Annotated in this window: 26 protein-coding genes and 1 rRNA gene; 16 read left to right on the top strand and 11 right to left on the bottom strand. The window is 50.0% G+C overall.

Going from position 1 to position 19,902, the window contains the following annotated elements; all coding sequences use genetic code 11:
* Positions 1 to 630 precede the first annotated feature (630 nt).
* Positions 631 to 837 carry a hypothetical protein gene (locus H6F94_RS24025; protein ID WP_190804813.1) on the bottom strand — a complete coding sequence of 69 codons (207 nt, stop codon included), beginning with the start codon at positions 835 to 837 and terminating at the stop codon, positions 631 to 633.
* 64 nt (positions 838 to 901) lie between these two features.
* On the bottom strand, positions 902 to 1,138 hold the full coding sequence (locus H6F94_RS24020) for an RNA recognition motif domain-containing protein (protein WP_190804812.1): 237 nt from the start codon (positions 1,136 to 1,138) through the stop codon (positions 902 to 904).
* 845 nt (positions 1,139 to 1,983) lie between these two features.
* On the opposite strand from H6F94_RS24020, the gene H6F94_RS24015 reads away from it, so the two are divergent.
* Positions 1,984 to 2,364 carry a DUF1830 domain-containing protein gene (locus H6F94_RS24015; protein WP_190804811.1) on the top strand — a complete coding sequence of 127 codons (381 nt, stop codon included), beginning with the start codon at positions 1,984 to 1,986 and terminating at the stop codon, positions 2,362 to 2,364.
* Positions 2,365 to 2,487: 123 nt separating this feature from the next.
* Here H6F94_RS24015 and H6F94_RS33635 read toward each other — a convergent pair whose 3' ends face one another.
* Complete coding sequence (locus tag H6F94_RS33635) at positions 2,488 to 2,679, bottom strand: histidine kinase dimerization/phospho-acceptor domain-containing protein (RefSeq protein WP_199320642.1); 192 nt, start codon at positions 2,677 to 2,679, stop codon at positions 2,488 to 2,490.
* Between the two features lie 637 nt (positions 2,680 to 3,316).
* Between H6F94_RS33635 and H6F94_RS24005 the strand changes: the two genes are divergently transcribed.
* Together H6F94_RS24005 and H6F94_RS24000 are read left to right on the top strand one after the other, a co-directional pair.
* A complete protein-coding gene (locus H6F94_RS24005) occupies positions 3,317 to 5,392 on the top strand; it encodes an erythromycin esterase family protein (RefSeq protein WP_190804809.1) in 2,076 nt (691 codons plus the stop codon).
* Between the two features lie 425 nt (positions 5,393 to 5,817).
* A complete protein-coding gene (locus H6F94_RS24000) occupies positions 5,818 to 6,126 on the top strand; it encodes a hypothetical protein (protein ID WP_190804808.1) in 309 nt (102 codons plus the stop codon).
* Positions 6,127 to 6,171: 45 nt separating this feature from the next.
* Here H6F94_RS24000 and H6F94_RS23995 read toward each other — a convergent pair whose 3' ends face one another.
* Positions 6,172 to 6,552 carry a signal peptidase I gene (locus tag H6F94_RS23995; RefSeq protein ID WP_190804807.1) on the bottom strand — a complete coding sequence of 127 codons (381 nt, stop codon included), beginning with the start codon at positions 6,550 to 6,552 and terminating at the stop codon, positions 6,172 to 6,174.
* A 253-nt stretch (positions 6,553 to 6,805) separates the two neighbouring features.
* On the opposite strand from H6F94_RS23995, the gene H6F94_RS23990 reads away from it, so the two are divergent.
* Positions 6,806 to 7,198 (top strand): hypothetical protein, encoded by a 393-nt coding sequence (locus tag H6F94_RS23990; RefSeq protein ID WP_190804806.1) that lies wholly within the window; start codon positions 6,806 to 6,808, stop codon positions 7,196 to 7,198.
* 48 nt (positions 7,199 to 7,246) lie between these two features.
* Here H6F94_RS23990 and H6F94_RS23985 read toward each other — a convergent pair whose 3' ends face one another.
* The 3 genes from H6F94_RS23985 to H6F94_RS23975 all read right to left on the bottom strand — a co-directional run bounded on the left by H6F94_RS23985 (position 7,247) and on the right by H6F94_RS23975 (position 8,846).
* Positions 7,247 to 8,341, bottom strand: a complete 1,095-nt coding sequence (locus H6F94_RS23985) for a tetratricopeptide repeat protein (RefSeq protein ID WP_190804805.1) — start codon at positions 8,339 to 8,341, stop codon at positions 7,247 to 7,249.
* Positions 8,342 to 8,433: 92 nt separating this feature from the next.
* Positions 8,434 to 8,664, bottom strand: a complete 231-nt coding sequence (locus tag H6F94_RS23980; protein ID WP_190804804.1) for a phosphate-starvation-inducible PsiE family protein — start codon at positions 8,662 to 8,664, stop codon at positions 8,434 to 8,436.
* Between the two features lie 11 nt (positions 8,665 to 8,675).
* On the bottom strand, positions 8,676 to 8,846 hold the full coding sequence (locus H6F94_RS23975; protein ID WP_190804803.1) for a hypothetical protein: 171 nt from the start codon (positions 8,844 to 8,846) through the stop codon (positions 8,676 to 8,678).
* Between the two features lie 270 nt (positions 8,847 to 9,116).
* Between H6F94_RS23975 and H6F94_RS23970 the strand changes: the two genes are divergently transcribed.
* The 5 genes from H6F94_RS23970 (at position 9,117) to H6F94_RS33345 (ending at position 12,084) form a co-directional block, all read left to right on the top strand.
* Positions 9,117 to 9,470, top strand: a complete 354-nt coding sequence (locus H6F94_RS23970) for a phenylpyruvate tautomerase MIF-related protein (RefSeq protein WP_190804802.1) — start codon at positions 9,117 to 9,119, stop codon at positions 9,468 to 9,470.
* A gap of 65 nt (positions 9,471 to 9,535) precedes the next feature.
* A complete protein-coding gene (locus tag H6F94_RS23965) occupies positions 9,536 to 10,018 on the top strand; it encodes a low molecular weight protein-tyrosine-phosphatase (RefSeq protein ID WP_190804801.1) in 483 nt (160 codons plus the stop codon).
* Positions 10,018 to 10,899, top strand: coding sequence for a fructosamine kinase family protein (locus H6F94_RS23960; RefSeq protein WP_190804800.1), 882 nt, complete (start codon positions 10,018 to 10,020; stop codon positions 10,897 to 10,899). Before H6F94_RS23965 ends, H6F94_RS23960 begins: the two co-directional genes overlap by 1 nt.
* Before the next feature lie 159 nt (positions 10,900 to 11,058).
* Positions 11,059 to 11,481 (top strand): FHA domain-containing protein, encoded by a 423-nt coding sequence (locus H6F94_RS23955; RefSeq protein WP_190804799.1) that lies wholly within the window; start codon positions 11,059 to 11,061, stop codon positions 11,479 to 11,481.
* Between the two features lie 132 nt (positions 11,482 to 11,613).
* The gene (locus H6F94_RS33345; RefSeq protein ID WP_190804798.1) at positions 11,614 to 12,084 is read left to right on the top strand and encodes an SH3 domain-containing protein; all 471 of its coding nucleotides are present in this window, start codon (positions 11,614 to 11,616) and stop codon (positions 12,082 to 12,084) included.
* Between the two features lie 33 nt (positions 12,085 to 12,117).
* Here H6F94_RS33345 and trpE read toward each other — a convergent pair whose 3' ends face one another.
* From trpE to H6F94_RS23935, 3 genes are all read right to left on the bottom strand, one after another.
* Complete coding sequence (gene trpE / locus H6F94_RS23945; protein ID WP_190804797.1) at positions 12,118 to 13,620, bottom strand: anthranilate synthase component I; 1,503 nt, start codon at positions 13,618 to 13,620, stop codon at positions 12,118 to 12,120.
* A gap of 282 nt (positions 13,621 to 13,902) precedes the next feature.
* A complete protein-coding gene (locus H6F94_RS23940; RefSeq protein WP_190804796.1) occupies positions 13,903 to 14,322 on the bottom strand; it encodes a photosystem I reaction center subunit II PsaD in 420 nt (139 codons plus the stop codon).
* A 188-nt stretch (positions 14,323 to 14,510) separates the two neighbouring features.
* Positions 14,511 to 15,302, bottom strand: coding sequence for a phosphodiester glycosidase family protein (locus H6F94_RS23935; protein WP_313949371.1), 792 nt, complete (start codon positions 15,300 to 15,302; stop codon positions 14,511 to 14,513).
* A 992-nt stretch (positions 15,303 to 16,294) separates the two neighbouring features.
* On the opposite strand from H6F94_RS23935, the gene H6F94_RS23930 reads away from it, so the two are divergent.
* The 7 genes from H6F94_RS23930 to H6F94_RS31795 all read left to right on the top strand — a co-directional run bounded on the left by H6F94_RS23930 (position 16,295) and on the right by H6F94_RS31795 (position 19,650).
* Positions 16,295 to 16,621 carry a hypothetical protein gene (locus H6F94_RS23930; RefSeq protein ID WP_190804795.1) on the top strand — a complete coding sequence of 109 codons (327 nt, stop codon included), beginning with the start codon at positions 16,295 to 16,297 and terminating at the stop codon, positions 16,619 to 16,621.
* A gap of 327 nt (positions 16,622 to 16,948) precedes the next feature.
* Entirely contained in the window at positions 16,949 to 17,185 is a 237-nt protein-coding gene (locus H6F94_RS23925; protein ID WP_190804794.1) for a glycosyltransferase family 9 protein, read from the top strand.
* Positions 17,127 to 17,414: a hypothetical protein gene (locus H6F94_RS23920; protein WP_190804793.1), complete on the top strand. Its 288-nt coding sequence runs from the start codon at positions 17,127 to 17,129 to the stop codon at positions 17,412 to 17,414. Before H6F94_RS23925 ends, H6F94_RS23920 begins: the two co-directional genes overlap by 59 nt.
* 19 nt (positions 17,415 to 17,433) lie before the next feature.
* Positions 17,434 to 17,577 carry a hypothetical protein gene (locus H6F94_RS31805; protein ID WP_199320641.1) on the top strand — a complete coding sequence of 48 codons (144 nt, stop codon included), beginning with the start codon at positions 17,434 to 17,436 and terminating at the stop codon, positions 17,575 to 17,577.
* Between the two features lie 30 nt (positions 17,578 to 17,607).
* Positions 17,608 to 18,369: a glycosyltransferase family 9 protein gene (locus tag H6F94_RS23915; RefSeq protein WP_199320640.1), complete on the top strand. Its 762-nt coding sequence runs from the start codon at positions 17,608 to 17,610 to the stop codon at positions 18,367 to 18,369.
* A 168-nt stretch (positions 18,370 to 18,537) separates the two neighbouring features.
* Positions 18,538 to 18,822 carry a hypothetical protein gene (locus H6F94_RS31800; protein ID WP_199320639.1) on the top strand — a complete coding sequence of 95 codons (285 nt, stop codon included), beginning with the start codon at positions 18,538 to 18,540 and terminating at the stop codon, positions 18,820 to 18,822.
* Between the two features lie 504 nt (positions 18,823 to 19,326).
* On the top strand, positions 19,327 to 19,650 hold the full coding sequence (locus H6F94_RS31795) for a glycosyltransferase (protein WP_313949370.1): 324 nt from the start codon (positions 19,327 to 19,329) through the stop codon (positions 19,648 to 19,650).
* A gap of 159 nt (positions 19,651 to 19,809) precedes the next feature.
* On the opposite strand, the gene rrf is transcribed toward H6F94_RS31795, so the two are convergent.
* Positions 19,810 to 19,902: ribosomal RNA gene (gene rrf, locus H6F94_RS33745) — 5S ribosomal RNA — on the bottom strand; the annotation flags it as partial.

The raw sequence follows: 19,902 nt of genomic DNA, 5'->3' as shown, positions 1-19,902 counted from the left end.
CATTTGCCCTGCAACCAGATTTAATCAGGTTGCGACTCAGCTATATAGCGGATTTCCGTTTGGCCTATCTCTATGAATAACACTCCCTTAGCTCACCCTCTACAGAGAGAACACGCATAAAATCGCGTTAACCCAAGCACAACAGCGTAGGACTACTTGAAAAGCCGTAGATTTTCTATGTAGAAGGGCTTTTGGTGAATATACGCTAATTCTATAAAGACTCAATAAGCGAAACGTAAGTGTTTCTACAGACAAATCTCTAAATTCTCAGTATTTGTCTATAAGGTCGAACGGTAAATCAATGGTTTCGCAAGTCCTCAGTTTATCAATTTCCAGTGTTTTTACTCTTAGCTATCTCCTTAAACTAGTTCTAAAGATCTGAGCCTTGTCTCGCATCAAGAAGGCATTAAAGGCAGATAAGTTGTGGATAGATCTTGGAAGGAGAAAGGGTATAGAGCAAAACGACCAGCCATTCACCTGGCTGGTCGAGTGGATTTTAATGGCGATGCTCTCTCCTGCAATCCTGCTAGCAGGCAGAGGAGGGGGAACCGGTCAGAGGAGTTAAGCTGACAGGCGGAAGGGAGAGCGGGTCTACCATCCCATCAGCGAGGTGTTACCTACTACTTGTAGCTAAGTCTGAGAGGGAGCTTCGGGGTCAAGCTCTGGAGGCAAGACCTGAGGAGGTAGGTTAGGAACGGGTTCTGGATCTGGCTCGGGAGTTGGTTCAGGTTCTGGTTGAAGGGGAGGTTCTGGATCTGGCTCGGGAGACGGTACTAATTCTGGAGACTGCTCCAAAGGGGTTCGAGTAGGGGTAAAGGTGAGCGTGGTGGTAGACATGGTTACGCAGGACAATGGGGTGATGGATCTGAGAGCTTCGTATTGCCGTTATGGCTCAGCGCCTCTATTTACTCCAAGCCTGGCCAGTGAACAACTGCAAGTTTGAGCCCATCCAGGCAGTTCCATTGAGTCCTGCAATCGCAGCAGCTTCCTGAGTCTCCTCCTGCATCTCCACTAAGACCTGGTCGGTTCCATCGTCTGTAGGAAACTGAACCCGCTTGACCTCACCGTACTGATTGAATAGTACTCTTAGACCATCTTCATTTGCGTTGCTAGGAAGATTACCGATATAAATGCTCATCACTTAACTCTCCTGTACTGGCCCTTGTTCAATTTACTGTTGCTTAAACCAACCACTGTCTAAGAATTGCCGTCCAAGAATGCGCCACATATCCAACACATGTTTGAAGGTTAAACGGGACGGGAAGGTAATCATATCTACCGAAATGCTTAATTACCGTTAAGATTCAATTCACTGCCTTTATGGATGAGCCTAAACTCGCACAAGTTGAATATAAGTGACCATGGCAGCGGGTCCGGAGAACTGGGAAAGTAAGCGTTATAGGATTGGTGTAGATGCTTGTTGGTTGAGAAGCTGGTGTGGTACTAGTAATAAAGCTAGTTACGTGCGGAAAAACCAGCAGGACTAAGAGGAACAGTGAATATGAATATATCAGGTGAAGAGTTTGTCAGTAAATGACCAAGCAAGTCTAGATTCCTCGCAGTTAAGCGTTTCTGCCTTATGCAAGGCCTGCTGAAACTGTTAGGGCTATTCACGGTTCCTCAACTGTACAGTTTGATTAAGCAGTTGAAAAAAGCTCCTACATCATCGCCAACAGCCTCTATAGTGTACGCACTCAACCTCTAACGATCGATTTTTCTGGTTCTGAAAACATAACTGGCCTGCAGACCTTCTGCCAAGCGACAGTCCAATGAGATCTCCTTTGCCATGAAGGTGATTTGTATTCTGTGTCTGTGGTCAATCTAGATACTGAGTGTTCAAAAGGAAAGTGTAGGACGAATGTCGCCAGCAATACTTTCCTAAGATTGAGTCATTCATCTACCTGTAGACAGAGGTTCGTCAGGGAGTGGACGGGTTGAATGACCACATTGACTGTTTGTTAACTTCTATCAGCAAAGACGATTATGTCTCAAACTTTTGATCCGGTTCCCAATGCAATCCCAGAAAAGATCACTTGTTGTTATGTTAATGCGAGCAGCAAAATTCAAATTGTGCGCATCACTAACATCCCTCACTGGTATTTTGAACGGGTAGTCTTTCCAGGTCAGCATCTCCTCTTTGAATCCGTTCCTCAGGCCAGCCTTGAAGTTCATACTGGCACAGTGATGAGTTCCATCCTCTCAGATACGATTTGCTGTTCGCAACTGCAAGTTCAAGAGAATCCGGGAGGCACAGCAAATCATGAACATAAGACTGAGAGAATCAGAAGCTCACAGCACCATGGTTTAGCTGTGACTTTACAGAATTCTCCCCTCATTGGACCGGCAGCGGCGGTTATCCTATAACTCGATTTTCAAGACTTTAGGTACTCCTCTATACACGTCAGCAGGATGGCATGGAGGCCAGAGCTGGTCTTGCGTCTGTTTTTAAGTTCTAGAGCCCAAATCTCCTAGCGCTTCCGCAATTAATTAGGAGTGGGCTCTGGCATTGTGCTCAATGATCTCTAAAGCCTGGCTCTTGAGCACTTCATCTAGCCTCTGTGCACGGAGTAGTTGAGCCCAGCCTATGATTGAGGTCAAAGCAGTGCGCAGTTCGTGAGAGAGACTGGCAAGAGACGCAGCGTTATTGTTACTGAGCTGTTCTGCTCCCTTGCTAGCCAAACCCAAAAGTTACATCTAATACCACTCATGAAGGCAGAATCCTACTTAAATCTTGAGACTAGTCTCTGCCGAAAAACTTTACACTGAATCACTTACACTTCACATAATCGCTGGTGTTAATAAGCACAGGAGTTTAGTGGGAAACTCAGAAGCAAGTTCCGCTAGGTTTTTGATTTTGTAGCGAGGAAGGGTTGTTGACAAGTCCTAACGGAATAAATATAAGTATTTAACATAAGGTGTGACATCATTCTTTACAGGTCTTTAAAAGAGTGTGTCACAGCTTGCTATTTGGGAATTTGGCAGGAGTTCTCAGTTTAGAAGGATAGGCAGCAATGCTACTTCAGAAACTTGAGATAACAGAGTTCGCTATTGTGATTGTGTTTACAATCGAAGAAACATATCTTAGGTTACTAACACTGCTTAGATCTCTCTTTAGAGCGAAGAAGATCCAGGATTTGCTTTCATAACTTGGATCTGTAAGGGGGATAAAGAACTCAAGTGAGCGGAGTTAGCTCAAAAATGCTTCGAGCCGTGACTTGGTTAAGTAAGCTAATCTGCTTAACTAATAGCGCATCTAGCGGGCAAGCCAGGATTGACTTGAAGTTGAATTAAAGCAGTGGCTGAACAGAAACAATGCATGATGCGATTTCAAGATCGAACCGCAGCAGGTAGGGAGTTAGCCCTGAAGCTAGCATCTTATGCTAATCGTCCAGGGGTTCTGGTCCTTGGTTTGCCACGTGGCGGTGTGCCGATTGCCTTCGAGGTAGCAGAGGCACTCAATGCTGAGCTGGATGTCTTCCTGGTTCGCAAACTAGGCACACCGGGTCGGCAAGAGTTAGCAATGGGTGCTATCGCTACAGGTGGTATCCGAGTGCTCAACTCGGTAGTAATAAACGATTTGCGGATTTCGAAGGCTGCGATTGAACAAGTAACTGCGGTAGAACAACAGGAATTGGAACGGCGAGAGCACGTGTACCGAGGTGGTCGCCCTCGCCTTGAGATAGAAGGGCGCACAGTCATTGTGGTAGATGATGGCCTTGCGACTGGCTCAACAATGCGGGCTGCTGTCGTAGCGCTACGACAGCAGCAGCCTGCTCGTCTAATCGTTGCTGTCCCAGTCTCAGCGCCTGAAACCTGCAATGAGTTTAAGGCAGAGGTAGATGAGGTCGTTTGCGCTAAGACGCCACAACCCTTTTACGCCGTTGGTTATTGGTATGAGAACTTTCCACAAACCAGCGATCGAGAGGTCTGCGAACTACTTAAACGGGCTATGTCGGGCAAATCTGACGAATCCCAGCGAATGGTTCAAGCGCCCAGCTTAGGCAATTTTTTTAGAAGGTTTAAAGCTATGCCAGACCTGCCAGAAGTGATGAGGAGCCAGGTCAATGCAATCCGCCGCGTTGCACAGCCACTTACAGGCAAACCCAATGACTACGACAGCCTAATGGACCTGATTGGAGATGCTCGCTTTGTGCTGATTGGCGATGCATCCCATGGCACTCACGAGTTCTACCGGGAACGAGCCCAGATTACCAAACGCCTGATTCAAGAAAAAGGCTTTGCTGCGGTAGCGGTTGAGGCGGATTGGCCTGATGCTTACCGGGTTAACCGCTATGTGCAAGGAAGCAGCGATGCAGCCACTAGCATTGAAGCCTTGGACGGCTTCAAGCGTTTTCCTAGCTGGATGTGGCGCAACACGGATGTGCTGGACTTTGTCAATTGGTTACACGACTACAACCACAACCTAGACCAGGGGAAAACCCGGATTGGTTTTTATGGCCTTGATCTCTATAGCCTGCACTCCTCGATGGCAGAGGTTCTCGATTACCTCGATAAGGTCGATCCGGAGGCTGCTAAGCAGGCACGCCAACGTTATTCGTGCTTTGAGCACTTCGGCGAAGATAGCCAGGAGTACGGTTACGCGACCAATTTTGGCCTGAGTGAGTCGTGTGAGGATGAAGTGGTCAATCAGCTCTTGGAATTGCAGCATCGGACAGCTGAGTATACTCAGCGCAACAGCCAGGTCGCTGAAGATGAGTTTTTCTACGCTGAGCAAAATGCTCGTTTGGTCAAGAACGCTGAGGAATACTACCGCTCCATGTTTCGTGGTCGGGTTTCCTCCTGGAATCTGCGAGACCGTCACATGGCTGAGACCTTAGATCAGCTAGTTGCTCATTTGGACCAAGAGAGAGGATGTTCCAAAGTGGTTGTTTGGGAACATAACTCGCATTTAGGCGATGCGCGAGCAACGGACATGGGCGCAGAAGGGGAGCTCAATGTTGGCCAACTCGTTCGTGAACGGTATGGTGATCAAGCAATTTTGATTGGCTTCAGCACCTACACAGGTACAGTCACAGCCGCTTCCAATTGGGGTGAATCGGCCCAACTTAAACGGGTCCGCCCAGCGCTGAAAGGCAGTTACGAAGCACTGTTTCATGAGGTGGAAGTTCCCTGCTTCTGGCTAAACTTGCGCGAGAATAATCCGGCGGTGGCAAGCTTACGACAGCCTCACTTGGAGCGAGCGATCGGTGTCATTTACCGTCCCGAAACTGAGCGGGTTAGTCACTACTTTTATGCCCGATTACCCGAACAGTTTGATGCGGTGCTCCACTTAGATGAAACGCGAGGCGTAGAGCCGCTTGAGCGCACTACTAATCTAGAAGCCAATTCAGAAACTGACGAAGCACCAGAGACATTTCCCTCTGCTCTGTGAAGAACCAGTCAAGTGACTAATAGCTGGTTTGCTCGGTAAGCTGCTACAAGTTGCAAGAGAACAGACAGCTTCATAAAGCTCTGTACAGAACAAGTGGCAAGAGGACAAAGTGTAGCAAGGACTACAGCCATCTGTACCCAAAGCAGAGCTTAGGAGCGCGTTGATTCAAGGGTGATCCGATATGATTCGGAATCTCATTCTCTGTGCAGTAGCTAGCAGCCATTGTATGGCAATGGCTCTAAAGTCCGATTTATTAGTTTTTGGTAAATTGTATACTCTCTGCTGTAAAGCTTTAGAACTACTGTTAACATAGGCAAAAGGCAGCAAAAACCGGTTTAATTAATTCTGACTTTTAGCAAACCAGTTCTCAACTGACTGCCTAAGACGGCAAAGTTGGCTGAACCGACCTCTAGGAGAATCCGCTTGTGTCCAAAGTTAACCCCAATGAGGCAGAAGCAGCGATTGAGCAAGTCGTAAAAGCAACACTCGATCGTAATTACACAGCCAGTGATTTACAGCAAGCTTACAAGGCTTTTCGAATTTCTCAGCTCTATCTCATCAAAGCTTTGCTGGTTGCCACAGACTACGATGAAGAGCTAATTGCTCAGGTTAAAAGTATTTGGCGAGGCAACGTTGACCGGTTCAGGTCGGATATCCCGGATGATGCTCTCTACCATCAATTTTCGCTAAGCCTTGGCGAACTTAGCAATATCTGGCCTTCGATTGGGTTGTAAGTTGTTCATCCTAGAACATTGGATGAAGTGCAAAAAAAGCTGCTCTCAAGAGTTTGGAGGTGTGGGGATACTATCGCCTGCTTTTGAGGGCCAACGAATGGTCAGGACAGTAGAATCTTCTTCTGCTTGCCAGTAGTGAGCTACCCCTGGTAACCAAAGTACATAATCACCTTCTTGAGCCAGGATCACCTCTTGTTCAGGAAACTGCAAACGGAACCGGCCTCGAATTAGAACTGACAGACTCGTGGCTTCAGCATTGCTTGCCCATTGAGAACGGCCATCTCCAGCAGGATGAGTGGCCCACTTGACCTCTAGGGCCGAAGTCGAACGGGGGTCATCGGCTGGCGTGATGAAGTGCCCGATAAACCAGCCCCAACGGCTTTGACCTTCCAAACTAGCGTGACCTGTCACGACTTTAGGCTGCATTAATCATCCTGGAACGTTCTTTTGATACTGGCTCAAAAGCTTTGTCTAAAGCTACTGTGTTGGGTTTTCGCGCTTCAGTTTCTTACTCTCTGCAATGCAGTAGGTGCAAATCCTCACCCTTGGGCAGAAGCATTATCAATCTGGTCTCCCGTAGGATACCTCACAGTTCTGTGTTGGCAGGTTGTTGGATGTGGCTGCAACCTACAGTCGGTTCAAGCCTGCACGTTCTGTAGAAAACGAGGAGGAAAATACTATGCAATCGAATCTGCAATCAGCTGCTCAAGTTTTGCGCTCCATTGAGCAGGTGCTGAGACGGGTGTTCCGCCAAAACCTTTTAACCCTGGGCTTTATGATTCTGGTCAGTGCCCTCGGTCTGTACCTTGCGATTAACCAGCCTGCTTATGCAGGTGTGAACTTAGCAACTGAGTCAGCGACTAGCCAAAAGATCGACCGCTCTTACGAGTACAGCCAGTCTACTGGTGATCGCGAGGAAGCCTATGAAGAAGCAGTTGAAGCTGCTTCTAATGAAAAGACTCAGGAAGAACTCTACGAAAAAGATCTTCAGGAGTACAGAGAGTCTAAGCCCAGCCAGGGGATCGTTGAGGGTGCTAAGGAACTGTTGGATAAGGTAACGGGCGATCAGTAGTTTTGTCAGCCAATACTGTCGGCCAGATAAAGCGGTTTCTTGGGTGACCTAGCTCCGTACCCGCTGTAATTCCTGTTGAGCTTTGCTAGATGCTTCTGAATCTCCCTGAGCCGTATAGAGTGCTGCTGCACGCTCTAGGGCAGTAGCTGCCTCTCTTCGTTCTCCTAGTCGCCCCAGAGCCATGCCCAGCTTGTATTGAGCCTCGGCATCATCAGGCTGAGTGTTTACAGCTTGACGGAACGCGACGATAGCAGCACTCAGCCGATCCTGGATTAGCAGCAAATCGCCCAGAGCCTTTTGCGCTTCCAGGAAATTGGGTTGCAGAGAGACAGCCCGCTGATAAGCGGTCAGGGCCGCATCGATATTGCCCTGGGCCTGTAGCAGGTTACCCATCGCAAATAATGGCTCAGGGTTGCGCGGGTTTAACTGACTGGCTCGACGGAAGGCTAACATCCCCTCTGCGTCTTTGCCTTGGCGGACCAAAGCCTGGCCAATGTTGTACTGAATGGCGCTATCGCGGGGAGCTAAGCGTGCTGCCTGTTGGTAAAGTGTGACCGCAGCGCCGGGTTGGTCTGCTTGCAGAAGCACGTAGGCAAAGTTCTGCATCACAGTCACATCCCGAGACCTAAGTGCCAGTAGACGACGGTAGGTCGGCACTGCTGCTGCATAGTCTTTTGCCTGAACCTGCACGTAGCCTAAGCCCGCTAGGGCTCTGGTATTGCGTGGCTCTAACTGCACAGCTGTCTCATAAGCTGCTGCTGCCCCAGCTAGGTCTGATAGCTGAGCCAATGAGTAGCCCAAGGCAATTGGGTAGTTAACATTTCTGTTGTCTAAGGCGATGGCGCGGCGATAGGCAATGACAGCATCCCGAAAATTCTGCTGCTGGGTCAGGATGAAGCCAATGGCTCCTTGCAAGCGGGCGCTATCCGGCTCTAGAAGGGCGGCCTCCTGGTAAGCGGCGAGAGCAGCGTTGAAGTCACGCGCTTGCGTCCGTTGGCGACCCAGATTGAGTAGGTTGCGCACCTGAGCCTGTTGCTCTGGAGAAGTCTGGGTGGCTTGAGGAGATCTGGCTTGGCTCCAAGCGGGGGAGCCCCAACCTAAGCACAGACAACTCAGCACTGCTGCTGTGATTTCGCGACGCATGACCGAACCTCCTCAAGCGCATGGGGGTGTTTACCAGCGACCGCTAAACAGTTTACATGGCTTCACACAATTCCTGCCTAGCTTGGCAGCAATCACCTAGAAAAAGCAGGCAGCTGCTTCAGCAAGCTCCAAGCGCGAATGAGTAGCAAACAGCCCAGAACTAACAGAAAAGTCCCTACGGCTAACAGCTGAATCCAGTCAGTTTTGAGTACCTCATGCACAATCACCTCCCGCAGCACAGACACCATCGCGACCTCCACCGCTACACTTACAGAGATCCGATGCTCTCGCAGATAAATAATTAGGAGCTGGAAGAGCTCCACCAGGATCAAGATTAAGAGACTTCCTGAAAACTGGCGTCGTAAATCATGGTCACAACCAGGACCCAGAGTTGCACCACTATGACCCCGAACAGGCTAAGGCACAGGGAAATCACGATCAGATCCTGAAAGCTCTCTAGCCAATCTACGATCCGAACCCGATTAAACGATGCTCGCCATTGCATCTTGTTCAATGGTTTCCGACAGTTATCCCCTCTCCTGATCGTTTGCGGCCAAACCATGCCCGTACTGCAGGTGTCTGAGTTCGGTGTACCTCAGTTCCAGTGGGTAAGCAAATGAGTTAAGTATTTGCTGCCCGCTGAGTCTGTAGCTGCGGCAAACGACCGGCGATCTAGCTCAACCAATTTGAAAAGCTCTTGATGTAGCATAGCCCTTGGGCTAACCGCACCGAGGTTGAGCGGAATTCGAAGCCGTCGGCCAACCAACTGGAGATTATGCCACTCATCAAAGTTCAAACCTCAGTTCCTGCTCCGGAGCAGATCCAGATAGGAGATCTGCTCAGAAGCCTTTCTGCCAGTCTTACAAAGCACTTGAGTAAACCAGAGTCTTATGTGATGACGGTATTTGAGCCGGATACAGCTATGACCTTTGCAGGCAGTTTTGAGCCAAGCTGCTACGTTGAAGTCAAGAGTGTTGGCAACATGACCGCTGCTCAAACTAGCTCAATGAGCCAAGATTTTTGTCAGCAGATTGAGCAGGCATTGGAAGTTCCCAAGAATCGAATTTATATCGAATTTACCAATGCTAGGGGTGAACTCTGGGGCTGGAACGGCTTCACGTTTGGATAGTTTGGGAAGGTTCCGTTATTCAGCCTCAAAATCACTTGGGCAAAACTAACTCTGAGAATAAGGCTATGCCAACTAAGTTGCTATTCGTGTGTTTAGGTAATATTTGTCGTTCTCCTTCTGCCGAGAACATCATGAATCATTTAATCCAACGGGCCAATCTGGGCGATCAGATTATTTGTGATTCGGCAGGGACTGCAAGTTACCACGTTGGTAGCGCGCCTGATGCGAGGATGGCTAAAGCAGCTAAGCAGCAGGGTATTGTCCTGCGGGGACGAGCTCGTCAATTTCAGGTTACTGATTTTGCAGAATTTGACTTGATTCTGGCGATGGATCGAGACAATTATCGGGACATTCTGCGACTCGACCCCAACGGGCAGTATCGGGACAAAGTACGCCTGATGTGTGAATTTTGCAGCCGTCATCCGGATCAAGAGGTACCGGATCCATATTATGGAGGCGAAGCAGGATTCGGCTACGTGATTGATCTGTTACTCGATGCCTGTGAGGGGCTACTACAAACGCTCAAACCAGTCGAGAGCAAAGCCTGATGTCTGTTTGGGCCGCAATTAGTCAACAGATTGAAGCCACAACGGGCCGTCCCTTTGAAGTCGAAAGACAACGTTCAGTGGGTGGGGGCAGTATCAATGCGGCCTATGTCGCTCGGAGCAAGAGCGAAGCTTATTTTGTCAAGCTCAATGCAGCTGCCCAGCTCAATATGTTTAAAGCAGAGGCAGCAGGCCTGAACGAATTAGCTGAGGCTGGGGTCATTCGGGTACCCCAAGTCATCTGCTGGGGCACAGAGGCTGACTCTGCTTATTTGGTGCTGGAGTATCTGGAATTAGGTAGCGGTAAGGCGAGCAGTTCGGAAGAACTAGGCCGTCAACTGGCCCGATTGCATCAGGTAAAAGGCCCCTGCTTCGGTTGGCACATCAACAATACGATTGGCGCGACCCCGCAGGTCAATACTTACTCTGACAAGTGGACCGAGTTCTGGCGGCAGCACCGTTTGGGCTATCAGTTAAGTTTGGCCGCTAGCAAGGGACATCGGGGCGAACTACAACGCAAGGGTGAACGCTTGCTGGCAGAACTTCATAAACTTTTTGTAGACTACAGTCCGGATCCGGTGCTGTTACATGGAGATCTATGGTCAGGCAACTGGGGAACAGATACACAGGGCAATCCAGTCATCTTTGATCCAGCCGTCTATTATGGAGATCGAGAGACTGATCTGGCAATGACAGAGTTATTTGGGGGATTCACGGCTCAGTTCTATCGAGCTTATCAAGCAGAGTTACCGCTTGATTCAGGCTATTCAGTCCGCAAAATCCTTTACAATCTCTATCACGTTCTCAATCACCTGAATTTATTCGGGGGCAACTATCTATCTCAAGCGGACAACATGATTGACCGTCTGTTAAGCGAGATTTAGTAGTTTAAATCAGCTCAAGGGGTAAATTCGCTAAATTGTTAGGAGGTCTGATCTTATAGATTTAAGATAAGCACTTGATGAAGCTTGCAAGGCCCGTGGCATAGTGTGCTGTAGCCAATAAGAACAGCAGTTTTCTATCAATTCCTCCCCTATCTTTCGATGGCGCTAGAACCTCATCAGAACCACCTATTGATTATTGAGGACGACAAAGGACGGCGGGAGTTCGTTTTAGAGAATCCCACCTATTCCATTGGTCGAGATCCCAAATGCGATATTCGCTTGGTTTCTCAGTTCGTCTCTCGTCACCACGCTACTCTCATCCAAAAGCCTGAAGAGGATGGCAACTATCGCTATCAGATTATTGATGGCAACTCGGCTGGTAGACGCAGTGCCAATGGGTTGCTGATCAACGGTCGAAAGCTGCAAGCCCACGACCTACAAAATGAAGATGTCGTTGTCTTTGGTCCTCAAGTTCAGGCAGTTTACTTTCTGCTGGAGCGCGACGCCATCATAACCGTCCCGCCTGATGAGTTCGACATTACGCTAATCAGCCCCAACATGGCTGGCGATCCAGAGTTCTAGCGAGAGTTTATAGTCAGGGTGAAGGATTGGCTCTGACACATTGAGACCCCCAACAAAATTCACCAGCCCAATAGGATCGCTGAGGGGGATTGTCCCTGATAAACTCGGCTCAGAGAGATGTGAGGGTAGTCTGTGGCAAGTGTGAAATGGCGGAGTGTTGCCACAGTGGTTTTAGTGGTGCTGCTGGCTGTGGGCACCGTTTCCGCTGGAGGGCTGGCCCTCGTGAGTTTTTTGGTATCTCGCTTCACAGCACCGCCGCCGCGACCCACTTTTCCCAATGACACACCGGTAGCGGCTACGAAACCGGCTCCCAGTCCAGCTGTTGCTGCCTCTAAACCAAGGGCAACTGCAACCCCAACCCCGACCGCAACCCCAACGCCTGATTTAGCCCCAGGCCAGTATCGCGCGAGTGTCACCGAAGAAATTGGCTTGCAGTTGCGTGACCGGCCTGCCCGAGACTCTGAACGGATCGGCGGGGTTGCCTATGAGGAATCGGTTGTTGTGCTAGAGGAAAGCCCAGATGGCCGCTGGCAACGAGTACGCCAGGAAAGCACCGGGGAGGAAGGCTGGGTCAGTGGCGGCAACCTGGAGAAGATTCCTTAGGACTAGCCCAGGGCTAAAGGATCAGCCTGGGACCTAGAGCAAGCGCCGGATAGCCTCCAACATGCCACGGGCTTTGTTGAGGGTTTCTTGATACTCCAGCTCGGGTACAGAATCGGCCACGACCCCCGCTCCGGCTTGAACGCTAAGGGTCCGTTGACCATTAATGCTACGCACAACCATAGTGCGAATAGTAATTGCGGTGTTGAGTTGTCCCTCAAAGTCGTAGTAGCCGTAGGCGCCAGCGTAGGGGCCACGCCTTGTCGGTTCTAGCTCATGGATAATTTCCATCGCTCGGATTTTGGGTGCGCCACTGACGGTCCCGGCTGGGAAGCAAGCCTTGAGTAAATCCCAGGCCGTTTTACCAGGGGCCAATTCTCCGACGACATTGCTGACAATGTGCATAACGTGGGAGTAACGCTCCACCGCCATCAGCTCGTCAACCTGGACGCTGCCTTGCTGGCAGACACGCCCCAAATCGTTGCGGCCTAAGTCCACAAGCATGACGTGTTCGGCCCGCTCCTTAGCGTCTTGCATCAGATCCTGCTCTAGAGCCAGGTCTTCTTCAGGGCTTTGGCCCCGTCGACGGGTGCCAGCAATAGGTCGCACAGTGGCAATGGTTTTGTTCTCAACTTTGTCGGCCTTGACCATGATTTCAGGACTGGAGCCGATGATTTGCCACTCGCCAAAATGCAAGTAGGCCATGTAGGGCGAGGGGTTAATCTGGCGCAGCGACCGGTAGAGGTTGAAAGGGTCGCCACTATAGGGGGTGCTTAAACACTGTGACAGCACTACCTGAAAGATATCGCCTGCTCTGATGTATTCCTTAGCCTTCTGCACACTTGCACAGAAGTCCTCTGGGGTGAAATTGCTGTTGGGCTCGATCGGTGGTCCTGGTTGGTCAGCCCAGGCTAGAGCCGTGCGCTCACGGCTGAGGGGCGTTTGCAATTTGCTGACCAAGGTTTGCAGGCGGGTGCAGGCTTGAGCGTAGGCGGTTTCTGGCGGCAACTCGCGCAGGTCGGCATAGGCAACCGCCCAAATCTTGCGCTTGACCTGGTCGAAGACTAGCAAGCTGTCAACCTGCATCCATAGGCCATCTGGCAAATCCTCGGCGCCGCAGCCGTAAACGGGAACGCGGGGCTCGATCCAGTGAATTAGCTCGTAGCCCCAGAAGCCCACCAAACCACTGAGCGTAGCAGGCAGTTGGCTGAGGCGCACAGGCTGGATAGGTTCCAAGCAGGCAGCTAGATGCTGGAAGGGATCGCCACTGAAGTGAGCCTCAGTGCCATCACGAAAGCGCTGCACCGTTTGCTCACCTCTGGCTTCTAGTACCCAAAGGGGGTCGCAACCCAACAGGCTATAGCGGCCCAAGCGCTCGCCCCCCTCAACGGATTCGAGCAGGAAGCTGTAGGGCTGGCCAGCACAGACTCGATACCAGGCTGAAACAGGGGTATCTAGGTCAGCGACTAGCTCCTGATAAATCGGGACAAAATTGCCTTGAGCAGCTAGTGAGAGGAACTCGGAGTAGTTGGGATTCATGACCTTAGATCTTGCAATGGAAAGACGCAGCTAAAAACCAGCAGATACCTCAGAGCCGTAAAGCTATACCGAGGGCAAGCGCAGGCGACTTCATACCAATCAGCCAAACACCAATGAGCCAACAATCAAAAACTCCCTTAGGCAGTGCCTAAGGGAGTTTTTGATTGCAGTAGTGATGGGGATGTTAGCCCATCCTGCAAATCCTTAACCTCAGCATAGCCGCCACCTCAGCCCTTTTTAAGGACTGGCGCCATCGGCCTCTGCTGAGATCAGGTTTGAAGCTCATACTTCGTAGGGGTACTGACCGGAGAACTTGACCTTAGCAGGGTCGGGATTTTGACCAATCCTGCGATCCTTCTTGCCAACGTAGGGGCGACCTGCGTTGACCTTCTCAGGGAAGACACCATCAGCGGGGTGCAGATACTGGATTTCGCCATTGGGGAAGATGCGATAGATTTTGTAGTCCGTGATCTTAAAGCCCCGTAGCTGAGCGCCCATGGCAATGCACTGCTCCTTGCGGGGCAAGTACAGAAGGTTTTCACCAGCGAGCATTTGTGCAGCTCCACCGGTGGGCATTTCAAAAACCTGTTGCTTTTTGCTAGTCCAGGTAATTGCGTATTTTTCCTCGACTTCGGCCTTCTGGAGCAGACCGCCTGTGTTTCCACCAAAGAGAGGCGTTTGCCCTGTAAGCGTTTGTACCATGAGGTTCTCTCCGAATCCTGTGGTCTTCAAATCTTTAGCAGGCATCGTATCACTCGGCTGTCCCCTCTCAGGTGAGGTTGTGAGGAACTGTAACAGTTTGAGACATGTAAACCCTTGGAGGTCCGAGCTTAGGCCGTGCCATTGCTTTAGGAATCATGCTCAAAGGGGGCTCTACTGAGTTCTAACCCTTAGCTTTGCAAGAGTAAAACGGATTTAACCGGACGTTGCACCGGTTCTCCCTGCTGGTTTACTTTTCCATAGAAAGTTTGACCGTTGTAATACAAAGACGAAGAACTGCCCCCATCCAGATTCATGGCTTTTTGAACTCCTAAGCTCTTCATGAAATTAGCCAGTTCTGGTAGGGATAAACCAGAGGTTGCAGGAGCCTCTGGTGTTTGTGCGACCATCACCCAAAGAACACTGCCGTCTTGAGTGATGCCCACTGCAGTTCTGGCATTGGGTTGGCTGCTGCCAATCGCGTCGCGGATCATTTGACCATTCGCGAAATCGGTGAACCCCTCCTCAACTGAAGTGAGTTCTGGCAATAAGCGAGGACCACCGCCAATAGCATCCACTAACTGACAACCTAGCGGCAGGGGCTCTGAATGTAGTGCAATATCGTAATGAATGACTGCTTCACAGCGGTAACGCCGAAACTCACTTCGGTTTAGGATTTTAGGCAGATAAGGCGCTAGGCGATCGCTATTCATGAGGCGCTCATTCAGCCTTGGGTCTGCAACTATTTGGCCTTGTAGAACAAGATAAGACGTAGATTTGCGATTCTGGGGGTCAAAAAAACCTCCATTCAAGACAGCTACAGCCTGATACTTCTGCGCAAAATCTGCCAGTGGCTCTACGCTTTGTGACAAAGCGGGAAGGACTGAAAAGCGACTCCCAGATGGAATCAAGAGGGTATGGATAAGGCTCTGTTCTAGAGAATGGGTGTTGTACTGAAGAGTTTGCGCGGGCGGAGATGCCACAGCTACAGGGACTGGAGATGGCGCAGAAGAAAACGCGAAGTGAGGAATTAGGAACAGCCAGAAACCCACTCCTACTAAACTAACAGCGGCCAAGCTCAATAAGCTTAATAACCAGGTTTTCCTCACTGAAGTTTCCAGGTCAGCTAGGGGCGTACACCATTATTTTCGGCCTCACTGGGCAGTAGAGATGGGCTACTTGTGCGATTCATGCTGTTTGCCATGAACACTAGGGCAAGCAGACCTAATAGGGCGAACACGCCACCCCAAAGCTGCAAAAAGTTTCTACTACGTGGATCTGGAACTTTCAATATCTTTGAACCTCACACCTCAAGTGACTCGATTGAATCAGTACCCAATTCAGAAGCAGGCTGACTAGTCCGGATGCCACCGTTGAAATACTCCTTAGGACATAGTGATTCAGAATACCCTAGAGCTCGGCCCATTTTTTAGGATGGAGCTCGACCTCCTGCCTGACGTGCTGGCTGAGCTGAAGTTCCTATAAGAGTCTCTGTAATGATGTCTTCGCTCAGATGGCGCTAGCGGGGCTAGGAAATTCCAATTGTGCAGACAACTCCGTTCCAGCACTCGATCGGTAGGCTGCTGCCAGAAGCCTGCTCATCCCCAGGCTGTAGGTGCCTTTGCCTGAAATAACTGTCTCCAGGTTGTGAAGAGCAATAATTTGTACCTCCTGATGGGTGTGTTCGACAAAATTTCTAAATGATTATTAGTGATTTCCTAGCCATTAGTGGTTTCTTAATAAATACCTAATCTATATTTAATCAATCTATTGATTGATGTGAACGCCATTTGTTTCTCTGATTCCTTATCAAGAAATCATTGCTGACGATTGTTTAACGCCCTACATCTTCGGATGGATGAATCTATATTACGCAGATCCAATATTGGTACTAATAAGAGGATCCTTGTTTTAAATGTTTTGTTTCGTTAAGCTTAGATAGTGCCCCTAATTAAAACGAGTTGAGATTTGCAAAGTGGATTCGAACAAAAAGAAATTTATTGATGTATCTGACGCTGCTGCTCCTAGCGAAACCCTGCGAGCCGAGCAAGAGAAACTTGCCTCAGACGAGAGTAAACAAACCGCGACATCTGGCACAGCAAAACGAGGCGATAGTTTTCTTGAACTTGATGCTGGTCCTGATACTTCGCGAGCTGACTATGCCAATAATGGGCACACAGACCGAAATGGCGCTCTTCACGATGATGAAAATGTCGATGTCCCAATTCCCAAAGAGAACCAAGATGACATCATCACTGCTCCAGATAGCCAACTAGGCATTATCGGTCGTATGCCGGGTTAGGGTAGTGGCTTGGATAGAGCTAATCCTCGAACCTGAAGCTACATAGCTCAAGCTAGACGCAATTCGCTTCCCATCCTGTTGTGTAGGGAAGCGAATTGCGTCTAGATCAGGGTGGCGACAATTGTGCAGACGCCCAATAAATTCTGAGCAGAGCTAATATCCTCTAGGCAATTGCCCAATGCATAGTTCACTCAATTCGTCCACTTTTAAGAGTTAAGGGTGATTAGAAATCAGTCTCCTGCTTAGACAACCTCTTGCTTAGGAAATAGCGCTACTTGATTTTTAAGTAACGCCTATACCTAATCAAGCCATGCTCAGATGATTCTTATGCACATTAATAGGATTCTGTTCATAGATCTTCTGGGTGGCATTGGCGATGTGTTAATTGCTCTGAGCGCAATTCAAGCTTTAGGACGCTCATATCCTGAGGCACAGCTTACCGTCTTGACCTTTGACCCAGGGTGTGAACTCCTGCTAGGTGATCCACTAATTCATCAAGTTATCAATGTCGAGCGTGGAGCAGTCCGGCAACGCGATCACCCTGTTTGGTCCTTATTGGCATGAGCGCTATGGCCAACCACACCCGCACGTTAACCTGCAAGGCCATCCTGAGTGTCCAGAGCGCATCATTAGTAATTTCACGTCACAGTCCTGTTGGTATAGCGGTCTGTGTCCGCTGGGTTCCTGGTCCACTTGTTTAGAAGCGATTCCTATTACTGATGTCTTGGCTGCCGCTGAACCTTTACTGAAAGCTTATGCCGTTAAATCCTATGTTGAAGGGGCCTTGGGCTGAGGTCAGCAGGCTCTTAGTTATGCGGCTGGATAATATCGGTGGCGTAATTATGACCAGCCCTGCTTTACGAGCCCTCAAAGCAGCATTACCCCAGGCCCAGATCACGCTTATGGCTAGCCCTGCAGGAGCCCAGGCTGCAGCTCTGCTGCCCTGGGTCGATTAGGTTCTGACTTGGCGAGTACTCTGGCAGGACTTGGGCCGACTCTCCTTTGACCCGGATCGGGAGTGGGAACTGGTCAAGACCCTACGCGAGCGTCAGTTTGATGCCGCTATCATTTTCACAAGCTTTAGCCAGACACCTCACCCAGCCGGTTACCTGTGCTATCTAGCAGGAATTCCACTACGCTTGGGCGAATCTAAAGAGTGGGGCGGCGGCGTGCTCACCACCGAAGTTGTCTCCGCTCCCGACCAGACGCATCAGGTAGAGCGGAACCTGCAGCTGATTGAGGCAGCTGGCTTCCCGGTAGAGGATCGCAGCCTCCAGGTTGAAGTCTCCGAGGCCACCCGTCAAGCTACAACAGCGCTGCTCAACCAGCATGGCCTCAGCCTTCAGTCCCCGTATTTGCTACTCAACCCTTGGGCCAGTTGCCAAGTTTGCACCTACGCCTGGGACCGTTTTGCAGCGGCGGCACAGCAGCTTGCCGAAACAACGGGTTGGCCTGTTGTGGTGACTGGCGTTGCCAAAGATCGGGAACGCAGTGATGACCTGTTGACAATTCATGGATTTGAACAAGCCATTTTTTTGCTGCCCCTACTCTTAAGATTGACAGGTTGGCGAGCGCCGATTGCTACTGCCCTGCGTGAAACCCGCCGATGGCTTGATGATGCGATGGTAGTTGTGTTTTTTGGTTTTCTTCATCCTGTTAAGGGATTAGAGGTGCTGCTATCAGCGCTTGTGATCAGCAAGCTAACCAGTACTGGGATAAGCTCCACAACCCGCCAGACCCAGATCTAGATAACGAGAAGATTGCTCGCCTGGTTACACCTCGTGATGTTGATGGTTTAGCAGCCGCACCAGCCAAGCTACTCGCTGAGCCAATAGCGCGTCTTTTAGCTGCTGCCGGTCAAAAATTCGCCCACTGCTTCACATGGCCTGCAATCAACCAGAGCCACCTGGAACTCTATGCGACTATACGAAAGCAATGAGATTCAAAGTAATCCAGCAATCGATGCCCGCAAGGCTGACACATCTCTGTCCAAGCTTGACCGTTCCTTGCGCGTAGTAACCTACACAGACTCAACAGGTATTGGCGGAGCTGAGATCAGCCTTGGCCACCTCATCGCTCATGCATCAGATAACATTGACCTGACTGTTGTAGGTGTCTCTCAACAGGTAGTTGATATCATCGCCGCTGGGCGACCACAAGTTGTCCGCATTGTCCTACCTCCAACCGGTCTACATCTGTAGCTGCACACTTTGCAAGACTGTGGCAGCTACAGCCAGATATAGTGCATATCAACCTTTGCACTCCTTGGGCAGGTTCGATAGGGTTATTCGCAGCGCTATCACTACCTAAAGGGCGTGTAGTGCGAGTTGGTCAGCTACCCCTGCGCACAACTGATTCGTTCATGCTGTGGCGTACACGCTTACTGTCACTACGAGTAGACGCGCATATCGCTGTAGGCGAGACTAGTGCTCGTCGAATGGAAGACTTCTATGCACTGGGCCGAGGTACTGTTCTTCTATTCCCAACTGTGTTCCTGACATCACTAATGAACCACAATCACAACTAAAGATTGGTGAGCTGATTGTCGGTAGTATTGGTCGGCTAGACCCCATGAAAGCCCATGATGTTCTGCTACGGGCACTAGCACAAGTAGATGAGATGGAGTACAGGTTGTCATCGTCGGTGAGGGTGAGCAGCGCACCGCTCTAGAAAAGCTTGCAGCTGAGCTTTAGATTACTGATCGAGTGGAGCTAGCCGGTTGGGTAGATAACCCAAGGGATCATCTACAGTACTTCGATGTTGTAGCCTTGACCTCTCGGTCCGAAGGCTTCCCCTTAACCATAGTTGAGGCAATGCTTAGCGCTCGCCCAGTTATCGCAACCCGGGTAGGTAGTGTACCTGAAGCTGTAATCGATGGGGAAACAGGCCCTCTAATTGATAAAGATGATGTTACCGGTCTTGCTATTGCCCTACGTCGTATGCGCGATGCCCCGGAGCTACGGGTTCGTCTTGGTCAACGAGGTCGCGAAGTTGCATTAAGCCAGTTCACAGTGAAGCATATTGACTAATCGTTATGAGGCTCTATGGCATCAGCTAAAAGCCACCCCTTCAGTTCCCCGGCTTAGGGTTTCAACTCCTCGCGCTTAATTGCTTATGCAGATGACCTATATCCAAAAAGAAAGGCTCTCCCCGTAGTTGGAGAGAGCTTTTCTTTTTGTTTAAAAACAGCCTGGCACCGAGCTATATTCCCAGGAGGTGACCCTCCAAGTATTGTCGCCGCAACAACGTTTCACACCTGAGTTCGGGATGGGTCAGAGTGG

The organism is Leptolyngbya sp. FACHB-261 (assembly GCF_014696065.1).
In the GTDB taxonomy this organism is placed as follows: Bacteria; Cyanobacteriota; Cyanobacteriia; order FACHB-261; family FACHB-261; genus FACHB-261.
The sequence above is the reverse complement of the archived record's forward strand: the minus strand, read 5'-3'. Positions and strand labels throughout refer to the sequence as shown.

Bases quoted from the DNA above. Each gene is read 5' to 3' on its own strand.
- H6F94_RS23975 (WP_190804803.1), bottom strand. From the start codon at position 8,846: ATGCAATGGCGAGCATCGTTTAATCGGGTTCGGATCGTAGATTGGCTA.
- H6F94_RS23955 (WP_190804799.1), top strand. From the start codon at position 11,059: ATGGCGCTAGAACCTCATCAGAACCACCTATTGATTATTGAGGACGAC.
- H6F94_RS24025 (WP_190804813.1), bottom strand. From the start codon at position 837: ATGTCTACCACCACGCTCACCTTTACCCCTACTCGAACCCCTTTGGAG.
- H6F94_RS23920 (WP_190804793.1), top strand. From the start codon at position 17,127: ATGTCGAGCGTGGAGCAGTCCGGCAACGCGATCACCCTGTTTGGTCCT.
- trpE (WP_190804797.1), bottom strand. From the start codon at position 13,620: ATGAATCCCAACTACTCCGAGTTCCTCTCACTAGCTGCTCAAGGCAAT.
- H6F94_RS31805 (WP_199320641.1), top strand. From the start codon at position 17,434: ATGCGGCTGGATAATATCGGTGGCGTAATTATGACCAGCCCTGCTTTA.
- H6F94_RS23990 (WP_190804806.1), top strand. From the start codon at position 6,806: ATGCAATCGAATCTGCAATCAGCTGCTCAAGTTTTGCGCTCCATTGAG.
- H6F94_RS23925 (WP_190804794.1), top strand. From the start codon at position 16,949: ATGCACATTAATAGGATTCTGTTCATAGATCTTCTGGGTGGCATTGGC.
- H6F94_RS23965 (WP_190804801.1), top strand. From the start codon at position 9,536: ATGCCAACTAAGTTGCTATTCGTGTGTTTAGGTAATATTTGTCGTTCT.
- H6F94_RS23960 (WP_190804800.1), top strand. From the start codon at position 10,018: ATGTCTGTTTGGGCCGCAATTAGTCAACAGATTGAAGCCACAACGGGC.
- H6F94_RS24020 (WP_190804812.1), bottom strand. From the start codon at position 1,138: ATGAGCATTTATATCGGTAATCTTCCTAGCAACGCAAATGAAGATGGT.
- H6F94_RS24015 (WP_190804811.1), top strand. From the start codon at position 1,984: ATGTCTCAAACTTTTGATCCGGTTCCCAATGCAATCCCAGAAAAGATC.
- H6F94_RS31800 (WP_199320639.1), top strand. From the start codon at position 18,538: ATGCGACTATACGAAAGCAATGAGATTCAAAGTAATCCAGCAATCGAT.
- H6F94_RS23970 (WP_190804802.1), top strand. From the start codon at position 9,117: ATGCCACTCATCAAAGTTCAAACCTCAGTTCCTGCTCCGGAGCAGATC.
- H6F94_RS23940 (WP_190804796.1), bottom strand. From the start codon at position 14,322: ATGGTACAAACGCTTACAGGGCAAACGCCTCTCTTTGGTGGAAACACA.
- H6F94_RS23995 (WP_190804807.1), bottom strand. From the start codon at position 6,552: ATGCAGCCTAAAGTCGTGACAGGTCACGCTAGTTTGGAAGGTCAAAGC.
- H6F94_RS24005 (WP_190804809.1), top strand. From the start codon at position 3,317: ATGATGCGATTTCAAGATCGAACCGCAGCAGGTAGGGAGTTAGCCCTG.
- H6F94_RS23985 (WP_190804805.1), bottom strand. From the start codon at position 8,341: ATGCGTCGCGAAATCACAGCAGCAGTGCTGAGTTGTCTGTGCTTAGGT.